Annotated in this window: 13 protein-coding genes; 4 read left to right on the top strand and 9 right to left on the bottom strand. The window is 74.1% G+C overall.

Going from position 1 to position 15150, the window contains the following annotated elements; translation table 11 throughout:
• Positions 1 to 285: 285 nt before the first annotated feature.
• Positions 286 to 633: a PRC-barrel domain-containing protein gene (locus ACZ52J_RS13020; RefSeq protein WP_465618217.1), complete on the bottom strand. Its 348-nt coding sequence runs from the start codon at positions 631 to 633 to the stop codon at positions 286 to 288.
• Between the two features lie 449 nt (positions 634 to 1082).
• On the opposite strand from ACZ52J_RS13020, the gene ACZ52J_RS13015 reads away from it, so the two are divergent.
• Positions 1083 to 2036, top strand: coding sequence for a phosphotransferase family protein (locus ACZ52J_RS13015; RefSeq protein WP_465618277.1), 954 nt, complete (start codon positions 1083 to 1085; stop codon positions 2034 to 2036).
• A 122-nt stretch (positions 2037 to 2158) separates the two neighbouring features.
• Here ACZ52J_RS13015 and ACZ52J_RS13010 read toward each other — a convergent pair whose 3' ends face one another.
• From ACZ52J_RS13010 to ACZ52J_RS12990, 5 genes are all read right to left on the bottom strand, one after another.
• Positions 2159 to 2947 (bottom strand): alpha/beta fold hydrolase, encoded by a 789-nt coding sequence (locus tag ACZ52J_RS13010; protein ID WP_465618215.1) that lies wholly within the window; start codon positions 2945 to 2947, stop codon positions 2159 to 2161.
• 346 nt (positions 2948 to 3293) lie between these two features.
• Complete coding sequence (locus ACZ52J_RS13005) at positions 3294 to 3950, bottom strand: hypothetical protein (protein WP_465618213.1); 657 nt, start codon at positions 3948 to 3950, stop codon at positions 3294 to 3296.
• A gap of 151 nt (positions 3951 to 4101) precedes the next feature.
• The gene (locus ACZ52J_RS13000; protein ID WP_465618211.1) at positions 4102 to 4779 is read right to left on the bottom strand and encodes a response regulator transcription factor; all 678 of its coding nucleotides are present in this window, start codon (positions 4777 to 4779) and stop codon (positions 4102 to 4104) included.
• Complete coding sequence (locus tag ACZ52J_RS12995; RefSeq protein ID WP_465618209.1) at positions 4776 to 6230, bottom strand: sensor histidine kinase; 1455 nt, start codon at positions 6228 to 6230, stop codon at positions 4776 to 4778. The genes ACZ52J_RS13000 and ACZ52J_RS12995 overlap by 4 nt, the downstream gene beginning before the upstream one ends.
• Before the next feature lie 314 nt (positions 6231 to 6544).
• Positions 6545 to 8746 (bottom strand): MMPL family transporter, encoded by a 2202-nt coding sequence (locus ACZ52J_RS12990; RefSeq protein ID WP_465618207.1) that lies wholly within the window; start codon positions 8744 to 8746, stop codon positions 6545 to 6547.
• 381 nt (positions 8747 to 9127) lie between these two features.
• On the opposite strand from ACZ52J_RS12990, the gene ACZ52J_RS12985 reads away from it, so the two are divergent.
• From ACZ52J_RS12985 to ACZ52J_RS12975, 3 genes are read left to right on the top strand one after another with little or no spacing between them, the layout of a single operon-like run.
• Positions 9128 to 10252 (top strand): DegT/DnrJ/EryC1/StrS family aminotransferase, encoded by a 1125-nt coding sequence (locus ACZ52J_RS12985; protein ID WP_465618205.1) that lies wholly within the window; start codon positions 9128 to 9130, stop codon positions 10250 to 10252.
• Between the two features lie 30 nt (positions 10253 to 10282).
• Positions 10283 to 11227 carry an NAD-dependent epimerase/dehydratase family protein gene (locus ACZ52J_RS12980; protein ID WP_465618203.1) on the top strand — a complete coding sequence of 315 codons (945 nt, stop codon included), beginning with the start codon at positions 10283 to 10285 and terminating at the stop codon, positions 11225 to 11227.
• Between the two features lie 13 nt (positions 11228 to 11240).
• Positions 11241 to 12332 (top strand): glycosyltransferase family protein, encoded by a 1092-nt coding sequence (locus ACZ52J_RS12975; protein WP_465618201.1) that lies wholly within the window; start codon positions 11241 to 11243, stop codon positions 12330 to 12332.
• 36 nt (positions 12333 to 12368) lie between these two features.
• Here the strand turns inward: ACZ52J_RS12975 and ACZ52J_RS12970 are convergent, their stop codons facing one another.
• From ACZ52J_RS12970 to ACZ52J_RS12960, 3 genes are all read right to left on the bottom strand, one after another.
• Positions 12369 to 13148 carry a polysaccharide deacetylase family protein gene (locus ACZ52J_RS12970; RefSeq protein WP_465618199.1) on the bottom strand — a complete coding sequence of 260 codons (780 nt, stop codon included), beginning with the start codon at positions 13146 to 13148 and terminating at the stop codon, positions 12369 to 12371.
• A gap of 7 nt (positions 13149 to 13155) precedes the next feature.
• Positions 13156 to 13956, bottom strand: coding sequence for an SDR family NAD(P)-dependent oxidoreductase (locus ACZ52J_RS12965; protein ID WP_360504543.1), 801 nt, complete (start codon positions 13954 to 13956; stop codon positions 13156 to 13158).
• Positions 13957 to 14034: 78 nt separating this feature from the next.
• Complete coding sequence (locus ACZ52J_RS12960; RefSeq protein ID WP_465618197.1) at positions 14035 to 14922, bottom strand: DMT family transporter; 888 nt, start codon at positions 14920 to 14922, stop codon at positions 14035 to 14037.
• Positions 14923 to 15150: the final 228 nt, after the last annotated feature.

Here is a 15150-nt window from a genome sequence, read left to right as displayed (position 1 = left end):
CAACTGCGGGCTGCCTCATTCATCCGAAGGCCAGCGACCTGCACATGAACGACGCATGACGGAACATCGGGCGGTACGGGAACATCCGCGCACAGCGAAAGGGCCGCGACGGGTGATCCGTCGCGGCCCTCCTACGGGTATGCGGTTGTCGGCTCTCAGCTGCCGACTGTCAGCGGTGGCGCGTTGTCGGCTGTGGTGCCGTTGTCGCCGGGCTCGTGGCGCCGCTCAGGCCAGGGCGAGGAACAGCTGCCAACCGCTTCCCCCGCCGGTTTCCCCCGCGCGAGGTCAGCGGCGGGCCAGCCGGCGCTCGCCACCGGCGCCGGTCGCGTACGGAAGCTCGTAGTGGGCGAACACGGCGGGCTCGTCCTCGGCGGGCAGGACGTCGTCGGTGCCGATCGCCGGAGCATCCTTGACCTGGTTCTTCGCATACGCCACCCGGACGTAGTCCGGCCCGACCACGGCGCCCTCCAGCGGCACGAAGACCAGCCGGCGCCGACCGGCGAAGCCCACCGTGACGGTGGCGAAGAACGGCTCGTCACTGGCCGTCTCGACGTAGACCGACTCCAGCGTGCCGATGCGGTGGCTCTTCTCGTCGACCACGGCATGGCCACGCCACTCGCGGATGTCTGCCATTGCGATCACCACGGCCCGGACCTCCCGCCGCCGGTTGTACCACTGCCCCGGGACTTCCATCCTGCGCCGGGAGGGACCGCGGCGCGCGGCGAGCCTCCGCGCACGCCCGCCGAGACGAAAGGGACAAACGGGGGTGACCCGATCAACCGGCACCAGGGCCGTGCCCTGGGCTGCAGGCTGTGCGCCGGCAAGGCCGCGAGTAGATCATCAGACCCTTGCGGGCAGCGGTTCCGGGCGAGGCTTCCGGGGGCCACCCGCCGAGCTGCAGGCGGCTGCCGCCGGGTGGCGGCCGGAGAGGTGGACGATGCCGTCACGGGCGGGGGCGAGGCACCCGAGGAAATGGCGGGTCTTTCGCCTGCCGGTCGGTGCTCCCGTAGGGTGCGCGGGTCGTGGTCGCGGGGAGGGCGGTTCGGAACGCGGTGGCACCGGGGGCGGTCGGGCGGCAGCGGTTGGCGGGGGCGGCGCGGGCCGCACTGGGTGGCGGGCGGCGGCTGGAGACCGTCGAGCGGCTTGCGGGTGGCAGCAAGAAGGGCGCGTACCGCCTGGTGATGGACGATGCGGCGACGGTGGTCGCCTACCTGTGGGATGACGCCGAGAACTACTGGCCGGCGGCCGAGGGCGACAGCGACCTCACCAACCCGTTCTCCCCCGGCCTCGGGCTCGACCTGTTCGAGGCCGCGCACGCGCGGCTGGACGCGCTCGGCGTCCGGGTCCCGGCGATCCGGCTCCTGGACCGCGACGGCGTCCACGGCCCGTCGGACCTCGCGATCGTCGAGGACCTCCCGGGCGGGAACCTGGAGGACCTGCTCGCGCGCGACCCACGCTCGGCCGCCCCGGTGGTCGCCCGGCTCGGGGAAGCGCTGGAGGCGATGCGAGGTCATCGGGCGTCCGGGTACGGCAAGGTGGCCGTGGTCGACGGAGGGGGAACCTCGCGCGGTACGTCCTGCGAGGCGGTCGTCCTGGACCGTGCGCTGCGCGACCTCGCCGAGGCTGCATCGCGCGACCGGCGGATCGCGCACACCCAAGGTCGGCTGGAGGAACGGCTGCTGGGCCTGACGGCGGCGGTGCGGCCGCGCGCGGAGTACGCGGTCGTGCACGGCGAACTCGGGCCCGACCACGTCCTGGTGGACGCGGACGGGCACCCGGTGCTGATCGACATCGAAGGCACGATGTACTTCGACGTCGAGTGGGAGCACGTCTTCCTGCGGATCCGCTTCCACGACGCCTACCGGCCGCCGGCGGTGGACGGGCTGGACGAGGCCCGGCTCGCCCTCTACACGCTGGCGCAGCGGCTGTCGCTGACGGCGGGCCCGCTGCGGCTGCTCGACGGCGACTTCCCCGACCGGTCGGCCATGGCCGGCATCGCCGAGTACAACCTCCGGCAGGCGCTGGCCCTGCTGTGACGTGGGCTCGGATCGGCTGGACGAGCAGCTCCGAAACCGGTCAGTGGTCGTAGGTGATCAGTGAGGTGATCAGTGAGCGGTCCGGCCCCCTGGTGATCATGTCGCCAGGTTCATCAGGTACGTCACGACCCCAACAGGGCCATCCGGCCCGGGGTGAGGACGGCGTTGTCACCGGGTCCGCCGGGTCCGCCGCGTTCGTCGGGTCCTCCGCGCTCGTCGGCTTCATCGGCTTCATCTGCTCCGTCGAGCAGGAGCGCGGCGACTGCCTGCGGCGCCTCGCGCATCGGGTTGTGGCCGGTCGGCACGTCGTGGACGGTCCATCCCGGGTCGGCGAGCAGCCGGGTGCGCTGGTCGGCAAACGGTGTGCGGTCCTCCCATCCCGAGCAGTAGACGAACTCGCGGCGGGTGACCTCGGCGAGGGCGCCCGTGAGGTGGACCGTCTGCAGGAAGGCGGCGAGCGGGTGCGGGCGGCGGCGCGGGTCGCCGTCCGGCCGCCACGGGGGTTGGACGGCGTAGCCGGTGGTGGCGGCGCCGGCGACGAACGACTGCCGGTAGCCCTCGTTCATGATGGACCAGCACGACTCGCCGTCGCGCGGCACGCAGGCGTCCAGGTACACCAGGCGGGAGACCCGGCCGCCGGCGCGGTCGGCGGCGGCGGTGATCACCATCCCGCCGTAGCTGTGACCGACGAGCGTCACGTCGCCGAGGTGGGCGCGCTCCAGCAGGCGCAGCACGTCCTCGGCGTGGGTGTCGAGGTTGGCGGCGGCGATCGTGGCGGGGTCGTCGTGGGGGCGCAGGCCGGTCAGGGTCAGGGTGTGGACGGTGTGGCCGGCCCGCTCCAGCAGCGGGACCACCGCCTCGAACGCCCAGGAGCCGTGCCAACCGCCGGGTACGAGAACGAACGTCGCCATGGGACTTCCCCTTTTCGTGCTCGGCCGTGGCACCGGGGGCCACGGCTCATGACGGAAAGTCTCGTCGGCGCGCACCGTGGCGTGCCACCGATAGGTTGCCAACCGATGCCCGTTCGCCGCCAAGCCCGCCCCGGACACCGGCACCTCACCGCGACGCTAGAGGCGTTCGTTCAGGAAGTCGTCGACGAGGGCGATGAAGCGCTCGGGCTCCTCGGCCCAGGGCCGGTGGCCGGAGCGATTCGCCGGATCGTGGGCGAATGGAACGACCGGACGGGAAATGCCGCTCCGGGTACACCCGTCGAGTGCGCACGTCGGCGCGTGCACCCGGAGCGGGGTCACCCGAGAGTCAGAGACCGACCTGGATCTCCGCGCGGTGCCGAATGTACTCGTCGGGGTGCGAGCGGGCGATCGCGACCGCCGCCTCGACCAGGCCGTGCAGTTCCGCCGGGTAGGCGCGCGGCACGAGCGGGAGGCCGGGGAGGATGCAGCGGCGGACGTCCAGGTCCTCGTTGGCGACGAACTCCCGCAGCGCGGTCTCGTACCAGGCGTCCCGGACGCTCGCACCCTCGTCGGCGGCGGCGCCGTTGCGCCCGTCCCCGATCGACAGGGCCGTCCAGTACCAGGCCCGCGCGGCGCCCGCCCGCTCCGGGCCGGTGCCGGTGCGCAGGTAGCCGAGCAGGGCGAGGCGGACCCGGCGCTGCCCGAAGGCGAGCAGGGCCGGCTCGACGAAGCGCCGGTTGAAGCTCGGGTTGGGGTCGTGGACCGCCGCCTCCAGCAGCGCCTCGAAGTACTCCTCGGGCAGCTCGGACCTTCCGGCGACCACCTTGTGGACCTCCCACCGGGCCGAACTCTGGTAGTCGGGACCGGGTGCGGCCTCGACCCCGAGCAGGCGGAGCAGTCGCGCGAGCCGAAGGTCGAACGCCTGAGATGCGTCCGCCGTACGCCCGGGCAACGGCTGGAGAATCCGCACCTCGCCGGCCGTGTCCTTGGTTTCCACGAACATCCTCCTCATTCTGAGTCACCGGCAGACTACTCGCTGATACACCAGTTCGGGGGTCGTTTTCGGCCAGGCCGGGAACCTGATCCGCTTCTGCTGCGGAAATTTGACGGAGACTCAGCCCTCAGGCTGCTCGAATGACGCGAGTCGGCCGTGATCAGGACGGCCGGCCGGGCGGGACCAGGCCGGACTGGTAGGCGATCGCGACGAGTTGGGCGCGGTCGCGGGCGTCGAGCTTGGCCATCGCCCGGTGCACGTGGGTGCGGACGGTGAACGGGCTGACGAACATCCGCTCGGCGATCTCCTCGTTGGTGAGGCCGGTGGCGGCCATCGACATCACCTCGCGCTCGCGGGCGGTGAGGACGGCGAGCCGCTCGCTCGCCGGGCCGGCGGCGCCCGGGTCGGGCTGGGCCAGGAACTGGTCGATCACGGCCCGGGTGGCGGCGGGCGAGAGCAGGGCGTCGCCGGCTGCGACGGTACGGACGGCGGCGAGCAGTTCCTTCGGGTCAGCGCCCTTGCCGAGGAAGCCGCCGGCGCCCGCGCGCAGCGCCTGGGCCACGTACTCGTCGATCTCGAAGGTGGTGAGGATGAGCACCCGGGTGCCCGACAGTTCCTCGTCGCCGCAGATCGCGGCGGTGGCGCCGAGGCCGTCGGCGCCGGGCATCCGGATGTCCATCAGGACGATGTCGGGCCTGGTGGCCCGGGCGAGCTCGACGGCCTCGCGCCCGTCGGCGGCCTCGCCGACCACCTCCATGTCCTCCTCCGCGTCGATCAGCATGCGGAAGGCGCCGCGCAGCAGGGCCTGGTCGTCGGCGAGGAGCACCCTGATGGTCATGCGTGGTCCCTGTCCTCTCGGACCGCGCGTGCCGGTCGGGCGGCGCGGTCCTGTCCTTCGGCGTCGTGCGTACGGGCGGCGCGGGCGGTTCGGGGGCTGCAGAGGGGCGCGGCGCCGCCTCCCCGAACGGCGTGATCCTGTCCACCGGCCCCCGGCGAGCCGACCCCGCGGGCACCGGCCCCTGGTGAGCCGGCCCCGTGTGCACCGGCCGGGTGCGGACCGGCCGCACCGGCATGGGCCGGGCCGTCGTCGAGGGCGCCGGTGCGCAGGGGCAGTTCGGCGGTGACCAGGAAGCCCCCGTCGGGCCGTCGGTCGGCGCTGAGCCGACCGCCCACCGCGCCGGCCCGCTCGCGCATGCCGATCAGGCCGAAGCCGCTCTCGCCCGGGGCGGGCTGGGGCAGCAGTGCGGCGCGGGGGCTCCCGGTCGCGGCCGGACGGCCGTTGGCGACGCTGACCGTCACCCGGCTCTCGCTGTAGGCGAGGGTGACCTCGGCGTCGGCGCCGTGGGCGTGCTTGGCGACGTTGGTCAGCGACTCCTGGACGATCCGGAAGGCGGTGAGGTCGACGCCGGGCGACAGCGGCCGGGCGTCACCGCGGACGGTGAGGCGGACCGGCAGCCCGGCCCGCTCGAAGGAGCCGAGCAGCTCGGGCAGCCGGTCCAGGCCCGGGGTGGGTTCGAGCGGGGCGGGCTCCTCGGCGCGGCGCAGCAGGCCGACGGTGGCGCGCAGCTCCTGCAGGGCCGAGCCGGTGGCGTCGGTGATGTGGCTGAGCACCTCGCGGGCCTGCACCGGGTGGTTGTCCATGAGGTGGACGGCGATGCCGGCCTGGGCGTTGGCCAAGGCGATGTGGTGGGCGACCACGTCGTGCAGGTCGCGGGCGATCCGGATCCGCTCGTCGGCGACCCGGCGGCGGGCCTCCTCCTCGCGGGTGCGTTCGGCGCGTTCGGCGCGTTCCTCGATGGCCGCGAGGTGGGCGCGGCGGTTGCGGATGGAGTCGCCGAGGGCGCCGGGCAGCAGGGCCCAGGCCAGGACGCTGATCCGCTCGCCGATCGGGCCGCCGGGGCCGAGCAGCAGGGAGATCCCGGTGAGCAGGACGGCGGTGGCGATCGAGGCGCGCAGGGCGGTGGCGCGGTCGGTGCGGACGGCGAGGAAGTAGAGCGCGAGCAGGAGGGGGGTGGCCAGCATGGGGGTGAGCCGGGGGCTCGTCCCGGCGAGCACCATCGTGCAGAGCAGTGTGACGGCGACGACCGCGCGCGGGAAGCGGCGGTGGGCGAACACGGCGACGGCGGAGACCAGGGCGATCACGCCGGTGGCCGGGTCGGGCATGGTGACGGGCCCGTTGGTCTGGTCGACGGTGGCGCCGAGCGCGGTGACCGTGATCAGGGCGGCTCCGCCGACGGCGTCGAGCAGCCGCGGGTGGTCGCGACGCAGGCGCTGCCAGGTGTCGGTCATGGTCGTGCTCTCCGGGTCGGGGGCCCTGGCCGCAGCCTCGCCGGGCTCGCCAGTTCGTGCCGCGCCGCGTCCGGGTGAGGGCGGCGGGCCGGACCGGGGACCTCCGCGCGGGCGGCGGCCCCCGACAGCAACGGTAACGGTAGGGGCTCGAACCAGTGTCGAGCCGGACGGGGCAAGCAGTGCCGAGCGAGGCGAGCTGTGCCGGCCGGCGCCAGCGGTGCCGACCGGGTCCGGACGGGTCCGGGCGTGTTCCGCCCGGCCCCGTCCTGCCTGCCTGCCTGCCTGCTTGCCTGCTTGCCTGCTTGCCTGCTTGCCTAGACGGTGACCGACTCCGGGGCCGGGGCCGGTTCGGCGGCGGGCGGCTGCAGCTTGCTGCCCTCGACGTCCACGTCCGGTATCAGCCGGTCGAGCCGACGCGGCAGCCACCAGGCACGGCGGCCGAGCAGGGCGAGGACGGCCGGGACGATGGCCATCCGGACCACGAAGGCGTCGAAGGCGACGGCCGCGGCGAGCCCCAGGCCCATCATCTTGATCATCGGCTCGCTCATCCCGATGAAGCCCGAGAAGACGGCGATCATGATGAAGGCGGCGGCGGTGACCACCCGGGCGTTGTGCCGGAAGCCGGTGACGATCGCCTCGCCGGGCTCCTCGCCGTGGACGTAGCCCTCCCGGATCCGGGTGACCAGGAACACCTCGTAGTCCATGGCGAGGCCGAAGACCACGCCGATCATGAAGATCGGCATCATGCTCATCACCGGGCCGGTCTGCTCCACGCCGATCAGGTCGGCCAGCCAGCCCCACTGGAAGACCGCGACCACGGCGCCGAGGGCGGCGGCCACCGAGAGCAGGAAGCCGAGCGCCGCCTTCAGCGGGACGAGCACGGAGCGGAAGACCACCAGCAGCAGGAGGACGGCGAGGCCGACCACCACGGCGAGGTAGGGCACCAGTGCGTCCGTGAGCTTCTGCGAGACGTCGATGTTCATCGCCGTCGTACCGCTGACCAGGACCGTCGCGCCGGTGGCCGACTTCAGGGCGGCCGCGTCGCCGCGGATGGCGTGCACGATGGCCTTGGTCTCGGCCTCGCTCGGGCCGGTCGCCGGTATCGCGTTGAGCAGGGCCGTGTCGCCGGCCTGGTTGAACATCGGCGGTGTCACGGTGACGACGCCCGGCAGGCCGGAGACCTTCTGGGAGACCTCGTTCGCCGCGGCCTTCGGGTCGGCGACGCCCTTGGCGTCCACCAGGACGGTCAGCGGGCCGTTGAAGCCCGGGCCGAAGCCCTCGGAGAGCAGGTCGTAGGCGCGGCGCTGGGTGGTGGAGGTGGGCTTGGCCTCGTCGCCCGGCAGGCCGAGCCGTAGGTCGAGCGCGGGGGCCGCGAGCACGCCGAGTCCGATCACGCCGCCGAGCAGCACCGCGAGCGGGCGGCGCAGCACGAACCGGGCCCAGCGGGCGCCGCCGTTCTCCTTGGTCGCCTCCCGGGCGGCGTCGCCGCGGGCCTTGCGGACCTTGCGCGGCAGCACCTTGCGGCCGAGGAAGCCGAGCAGCGCCGGGACCAGGGTGAGCGCGACCAGCACGGCGATGACGACCGTCCCGGCGGCGGCCATGCCCATCTTGGCGAGGATCGGGATGCCGACCACGGACAGCCCGGCGAGGGCGATCACCACGGTGAGGCCGGCGAACACCACGGCGGACCCGGCGGTGCCGACGGCCCGGCCGGCCGCCTCCTGGGGGGTCCGGCCCTCGGTGAGTTCGGCCCGGTAGCGGGAGACGATGAACACCGCGTAGTCGATGCCGACCGCGAGGCCGAGCATCATGGCGAGCGTGCCGGTGGTGCTGGACAGGCCGAGGGTGCTGCCGAGCGCGGTGATCAGCGCCATGCCGAGGCCGACGCCGACGACCGCCGTGAGCAGCGGCAGGCCGGCCGCGACCAGCGAGCCGAAGGTGATCACCAGCACGACGGCGGACAGTGCCATGCCGATCGTCTCGCTGCTGCCGCCCGCGCCGGGTTTGGCCGTCAGCGCGTTGCCGCCGATCTCGACCTTGAGCCCGGCGTCCCGGCCGTGCTGGGCGGCCTGCTCCAGGGCGTGGGTGGCGCCCTGGGACAGCTCGCCCGCCTTGACGGAGTAGTTCACGGTCGCGTACGCGGTGCTGCCGTCCTTGGAGACGGCGCCCGCCTTGAAGGGGCTGACCGCCCCGGTGACCTGCTCGGCGTGGGCGAGCTCGTCGACCGTCCGCTCCACCGCCTGCTGGTGGGGCGCGGCGGTGATCTTCTGCCCGGAGGGCGCGACGAACACCAACCTGGCCGAGGCGCCGTCGGCGTGACCGCCGGGGAAGCGCTCGTTCATCAGGTCGAAGGCCTTCTGCGCTTCCGTGCCGGGCATCGCGAAGCCGTCGTCGGGTGCGGCGGGCGCCTTGGCCGCCAGGACTCCGCCGACCGCCAGCACGGCGACCCAGAGCAAGGTCACCAGCCGGCGCCGGACGAAGGCCCATCGGCCCAGGCGGTAGAGGAACGTGGCCACGGGAGAGCGGACTCCTTCGGATGCGGCGTCTCGGTACAGGGCGCGCCGCGGGCGGGCCGTACGCCCCTGAGGACGCGGTCCGCCGCAGCGTGACCAATCCTTGATCGCCGACCCCTGCTCCGTCGTCGTCCCTGCGCAGGCCGTTTGCGTACTGCGGACGCAGTACGGCCGTCCCCCGGACGGAGGAGCGCACGCCCTGCGTCGGGAGTAGCCCTCCTACCTGCGGAGGAAGCAGCCGGGTCACCCGTGCGGGGGGCGACGACAGGCCGTGACCCGGCCGGGCGAAGTAGCGTGATGTGCCTGACCCGACCGCTTTTGTGCGGTTCGGGAGGATCCGACCCGATCGGTGCTGCGTCGGCAGCCCGCCGCCGGAGGTGCCCCATGGGCGTGCCAGCCGCCCGCATCGTGTTCGACGAGAGCGACCGCGCGGCCGTCGCCGAGGCGGTGACCGAGATGCTCACCACCGGTGCCCTGACCCTCGGTCCCTGGACCGAGCGCTTCGAGCAGGGCTTCGCCGCCGAGCACGGCGCCTCCCACGCCGTCGCGGTGAGCAGTGGCACGGCGGCGCTGGAGATGATCCTGCGCACCGTCGATGTCCGGGGCCGCGACGTGGTCGTCCCCGCCGTCACCTTCTACGCGACCGCCGGCGCGGTGCTCCACGCGGGCGGGCGCCCGGTGTTCGCCGACGTCGACCCGGCCACCCTCGCGCTCTCCCCCGAAACCCTCGAGGAGGCCCTCACCCCGGACACCGCCGCCGTCGTGCTGGTGCACATCGGCGGGCTGGTCACCCCGCAGGTCGACGCCCTGCGGGCACTCTGCGACCAACGCGGCATCCCGCTGGTCGAGGACGCCGCGCACGCCCACGGCAGCAGCGTCAACGGGCGCGCCGCCGGGACCTTCGGGCTGGCCGGAGCCTTCTCCTTCTACCCGACCAAGGTCACCACCAGCGGTGAGGGCGGCATGATCCTCACCGAGTCGCCGGAGCTGCGCGACGAGGCCCGGATCTACCGTGACCAGGGCAAGGGCTCCTTCACCACCAACCACCACGTGCTGCTCGGCTACTCCTGGCGGATGAGCGAGCTCCACGCGGCGGTCGGCGCCGTGCACCTGCGCCGGCTCAAGGAGTTCATCGAGGCCCGCCGGGCCGTCGCCCGTCGCTACGACGCGGCGCTGGCCGGGCCGGACGGCCTGCAGCCGGTGCTCGAACCGCCCGGCTGCCGTGGCAACTACTACAAGTACGTGGCGCTGCTGCCGCCCGGCACGGACCGTGCGGCGTTCAAGCGGGCGGTCGCCGAGGAGCACGGCGTGCGGCTGTCCGGCGAGGTCTACGACCTGCCGCTGCACCTGCAGCCCGTGCTCGCCCCGTACCGGCGCGGGCCCCTGCCCGTGGCCGAGGACCTCTGCGCACGGCAGGTCTGCCTGCCGGTGCACTCCGACATGACGGAGGACGAGACGGAGCAGGTCATCGAAGCCGTCTCGGCGGTGTACCGGCGGTCGGCCGGTTAGCCGGCCGGCCGGAGCGAAGGGAGCAAGAACGTGCGGATAGCCGTCACCGGGGGCTGCGGATTCATCGGCTCACACGTCGTGGACCACCTGATCGCGGCCGGCCACGACGTCCTCGCGGTGGACACCACCGACCAGTACCTCAACCCCGACGCCGAACACGCGCGGATCGACGTCCTCGACCTGAAGGCCCTCACCTCCGCACTGGCGGGCAGCGAAGTGGTCTACCACCTCGCCGCGATGGCCGACGTCGAACAGGTCTCCGCCGACCCGGTCCGCGCCGTGCGGACCAACATCGACGGCACCGAGGCCGTCCTGGAAGCCGCGCGGCGCAGCGGCCTCAGCCGCACCGTGCTCGCGAGTACCGTCTGGGTCTACGGCGCCGCCCTCGGCGGCGAGCAACTCGGCGGCGAAGAAGAGGAATTGGACGAGCACGTCCCGATCGAGCTGGAGCACAGCGGCCACCTCTACGTGGCCACCAAGCTCGCCGCCGAAATGCTGGTGCACAGCTACCGCGAGCTGTACGGGCAGCACTTCACCATCCTGCGCTACGGCATCCCGTACGGACCCCGGATGCGCGACGAACTGGTCGTCGCACGGTTCGTCCAGGCCGCGCTGGCCGGGCGGCCGATCACCATCGCCGGCGACGGACGCCAGAGCCGCAACTTCGTCTACGTCGAGGACCTCGCCGACGCCCACGTCCGGGCCCTGTCCCCCGCCGCCGAGGACCAGACCTTCGCCCTCGAAGGCTCCACCGCCGTCTCCGTACGCGACATCGCCGACACCGTCGACGAACTGCTCGGACCCGTCAGCATCGAACACATCGGGGGCCGGAAAGCCGACTACACGGGCCGTCGGATCTCGTCCGCTCAAGCGAAGCGACTGCTCGGCTGGTCTCCGCGGACCAACTTCGCGGACGGCGTGCGACGGTACGCCGACTGGTACCGGGCCGCCACCGCCGCGTCCACCACCACCTGACCGGGACCACCCGATGCCGCACGCCCTGCTGATCTCCGGCTCGCTCGGCCAGGGCCACGACGTGATGGCCCAGGCCTGCGCCGACACCCTGCGGGACCGCGGCTGGACCACCGACACCGTCGACGCCATGGCCCTGCTCGGCGAACGCTCGGGCGCCGCCGGGGAGGCGGTCTTCCGCCACCTGCTCGGCCTCCCCGGGGTGTACGACGCCTTCCACTTCTCGGCGCTGCGGCCGGGCACCCGGATCGCCCGGCTCACCGACGCGGCGGCCCGCACCCGGCTCGTCCCGGCACTGCGGAAACTGGTCGAGACCCAGCGGCCGCAGCTCGTGGTCTCGGTGTTCGCCACCGCGACCTCGGCGGTCAACCGGCTGCAGGGGTGGGGACAGGGACGGGAGTTCCGGCACTTCGTGTTCTGCACCGACGTGACGCCGCACCGGCTCTGGGTACAGGAGGGGACGGACCTGTTCCTGGTCACCTCCGAGGTCGCCGCCTGCGCGGTGCGGCGGTACCGCCCGGACGCCGACATCGCCGTCGTGCCCGCGCCGCTGCGGCAGCCGTTCTACCACCCGCCGGGACGCGCCGAAGCACGGAACGAGCTGGGCGTACCGGCGGACGCCCCCTGCGTCCTGCTGATGTCCGGCTCCTGGGGGCTCGGCCCGCTCGCCCGCACCGCCGCCTCACTCGCCGCCACCGGGCCGCACGTGCTCGCGGTCGCCGGACGCAACCGCGCACTCCAGCACCGCCTCCGAGCCGCCGCCCACCGGCAGCCCCGGCTGCACCCGTTCGGCTACACCGACCGGATCCCCGCGCTGATGACCGCCGCCGACCTCGTCGTCACCAGCTCCGGCGACACCTGCAGCGAAGCCCGCGCACTCGGCCGACGGCTGCTGCTCCTCGACGTCGTCCAGGGCCACGGGCGCGACAACCTCCAGCACGAACTCGAACTCGGCCACGCCGACGTCACCTCCGCCCGCCCGGCCGACGTCGTCCGCAACGCCCTCGCGGCCCTGAAACGGCCCTCCCCCGCGCCCTCGCCCGGCGCCACCCCGACGGGATGGCAGGCAGGGTTCGCGGAGGCACTGCGGCGGGTGGGGCTGGGGTAGGTCACGCGCACCGTGCCGACACGGGCGCGAGCCCGGCTAGCGGGGCGGCACCGCGTGGTCGCGGAGCGGGCCGAGGGTGAGGTGGCGGGTGCGGCAGTGGCCGGCGATCAGGGGTAGGGCGGCGAGGGTGGCGCGCCAGGAGTCGGGGGCGGAGGTGCAGTCGGAGTCGTGGAGGAGGAGGGTCGCGCCGCCGGTCAGGCCGGGGCGGGCGGTCGCGTAGACGGAGGCGCCGGTGGCCTCCGCCGTCCAGTCGCGGCCCCAGGCGGTCCACAGCACGCTGCGCAGGCCCAGGCGGCGGGCGGCCAGGGCCGGGCCGGCGGTCAGGACGCCGTACGGCGGGCGGTACCAGAGCGGGCGGGCGCCGCAGAGGTCGGTCACCGCCTCGCTGGCGCGGCGCAGTTCGCGCAGGTCGCGGGCGGGGGCCGGGTACCACTGCTGCCGGTGGTGCCAGCCGTGGACGGCGACCTCGTGGCCGCGCCGCACCAGCTCGCGGCCGAGCGCGGGGGCCCGTTCCAGCATCGCGCCCAGCAGGAAGAAGGTGGCACGGACGCCGAGTTCGTCCAGCGCGTCGAGGATGTACGGAGTGCTACGCGGGTCGGGGCCGTCGTCGAAGGTCAGGGCGATGTGGCCGGGGGCGGTGCCGTGGCCGGCCGTGCGGCGGGCCAGGGTGCGGCGCAGCGGCGGGAGGCGGACGGCGGCCGGGGCGAGGTGCAGCAACTCCACCCCGGCCACGGCGGCCCCGGTGAAGACGGCCTTCGTGATGACCGCCTCGGTGCTGACGGCCCCGGTGCTGACGGCCTCGGTGGCGACGCCCATCCGGCGCTCACCCGAAGCGGGAGGCCATCCGGCGGAACACGCCCGGCGCGACGCCGTGGATGCGGGCCGGGAAGCCGAGCCAGTGCGGCACGTACAGACGGTCGCGTTCGGTGCTGATGGTCGCGACCACGGTGTCCGCGACCCGCTCCGCCGAGACGGGGCGCGGCCGCTCCCGCTGGTACGGCGTGCCGCGCCGGTCGAAGAACGGGGTGTCCACCGCCCCCGGGAGTACCAGGCGCACCCCCACGCCCGTACCGCGCAGCTCGTACCAGAGGCTCTCCGCGAACATGGTCAGGCCGCCCTTGGTGGCCGAGTAGCCCGATTCGTCGCGCACGCCGACCTGGCCGGCCATCGAGCCGAGCAGCACGATCCGGCCGTGGCGGCGCTCCAGCATGCCGGGCAGGAGCAGGCGGACCAGGCGCAGCGGGGCGGCGAAGTTGACCTCGAACATCCGGTCCAGGGTGTCGAGGGGGGTGTCCGCGAACGGGCCGCGCCAGCCGAGGCCGGCGCTCGCGACCAGGGCGTCCACCCGGCCGGCCTCGGTCAGGGCGGCGTCGGCGAGGCGGCGCGGGCCGTCCGGCTTGCTCAGGTCCTCGGGCAGGGCCAGGCCGCCGGTGCGGTCGGCGACCTCGTCGAGGCGGGCCCGGTCGGTGCCGGAGAGCAGGGTGTGCCAGCCGGCCTCGGCCAACCGGATGGCGGTGGCGAGGCCGATCCCGGAGGAGGCGCCGGTGATCAGCGCGACGGGACGCTCGGTCGGTACCGACCGCCGAGATCCGGGGTGGGGTTCCGATCGGGGTTCCTCCGCCATCGCGCACCTGCCGCTCTGAGGCCGTGTCGCCGTCCGATTTGTCCGGCAAGTCACCTTCGCACGGCGGAGTCGTCCGGGCTACCGGGGCGGGACGGCCGGCTCCGCCTCGGCGCCCGGGTACGGCATCGACAGCTCGGCCGACCCGCCCTCGAGTTCACCGAAACGGGACAGCAGGAAAGTGCCGCCCACCGCCACCGCGAAGCCCGTCAGCGCGCACCACTCGAACCCGGGGCGCGCGGCGTCGCCGAGCGCCGCCACGCCGACCAGGGCCGGGCCGAAGGTCTCGGCCACCGTCCCGGCGGCGGTCGCGGCCGTCACCGTGCCGCGCTGCAGGGCCAGTGCGTACGCGAGATAGCCGCCGAGGCCGCCGACGGCCAAGGCGTAGGCGGCCGGGTCGGAGAGGACCGCGAGCGGGCCGGAGGCATCCAGGACGCGCACCGCGAGGCTGGTCACCCCGAAACCGACCCCGGCCAGCAGGCCCAACCCGGCGGCCGCCACGGTGCCGTCCCGGCGCACCAGCACGAGGGTGGCCAGCAGCATGACGGCGGTGGTGGCGAGCAGCGACCAGTGGAACGCCGCCGGGGCGTCGTTCCGGCCCTCCTTGCCCGAGCCGAGCGCCAGCAGGGTGAGGCCGACGACGACGACAACGATGCCCGCGACGTCCCCCCGGCGCAGGCGCGCTCCCAGCAGCCAGACGGCGGCCAGGGCGGTGACGGCCAGGCTGGCGTTGGTGACGGCCTGCACCAGGAAGAGCGGAAGGCTGCGCAGGGCCACGATGCTCAGCACGAAGCCGGCGATGTCCAGCACCGTCCCGACCAGGAACTGCCACGACCGCACCAGCGCGGCCAGCAGCCCCGCCCGCACCCGGTCGGCACGCGGGGCCGACCGCGCCCCGCGCGCCTGGAAGACCGCCCCGAAGCCGAAGCAGACGGTCGCGACCAGCGCGGTGGTGAGTCCCAGCAGCATGCGTCTCCCAGCCTCGCGGGACAGCATCGGTCCACCACCAGTCTGTCCCCGGGGCGGCGCGGGCGCACAGGTGAGTAAGGGGCGTCAGCGAGTGGCAGCGGGTGGACCGCGCACGGGCGGGACGGGCGGTGCTGCGGGTCGGGGCACGGGAGAGCAGCCGCGGCCGCCGAGGGCGAGGCCGGGCGGCGACGGCGCGCAGCGCGTGGTGCGGGCCGTCGCCCGGCCGGT

The sequence above is a fragment of the Kitasatospora sp. NPDC034035 genome, assembly GCF_055575755.1.
This window is presented reverse-complemented; position numbering and strand designations above follow the sequence as displayed.

Excerpts from the sequence above, each read along its gene's own strand:
- ACZ52J_RS13020 (WP_465618217.1), bottom strand. The coding sequence starts at position 633 with ATGGCAGACATCCGCGAGTGGCGTGGCCATGCCGTGGTCGACGAGAAG.
- ACZ52J_RS13010 (WP_465618215.1), bottom strand. The coding sequence starts at position 2,947 with ATGGCGACGTTCGTTCTCGTACCCGGCGGTTGGCACGGCTCCTGGGCG.
- ACZ52J_RS13005 (WP_465618213.1), bottom strand. The coding sequence starts at position 3,950 with ATGTTCGTGGAAACCAAGGACACGGCCGGCGAGGTGCGGATTCTCCAG.
- ACZ52J_RS13000 (WP_465618211.1), bottom strand. The coding sequence starts at position 4,779 with ATGACCATCAGGGTGCTCCTCGCCGACGACCAGGCCCTGCTGCGCGGC.
- ACZ52J_RS12995 (WP_465618209.1), bottom strand. The coding sequence starts at position 6,230 with ATGACCGACACCTGGCAGCGCCTGCGTCGCGACCACCCGCGGCTGCTC.
- ACZ52J_RS12985 (WP_465618205.1), top strand. The coding sequence starts at position 9,128 with ATGGGCGTGCCAGCCGCCCGCATCGTGTTCGACGAGAGCGACCGCGCG.
- ACZ52J_RS12975 (WP_465618201.1), top strand. The coding sequence starts at position 11,241 with ATGCCGCACGCCCTGCTGATCTCCGGCTCGCTCGGCCAGGGCCACGAC.
- ACZ52J_RS12970 (WP_465618199.1), bottom strand. The coding sequence starts at position 13,148 with ATGGGCGTCGCCACCGAGGCCGTCAGCACCGGGGCCGTCAGCACCGAG.
- ACZ52J_RS12965 (WP_360504543.1), bottom strand. The coding sequence starts at position 13,956 with ATGGCGGAGGAACCCCGATCGGAACCCCACCCCGGATCTCGGCGGTCG.
- ACZ52J_RS12960 (WP_465618197.1), bottom strand. The coding sequence starts at position 14,922 with ATGCTGCTGGGACTCACCACCGCGCTGGTCGCGACCGTCTGCTTCGGC.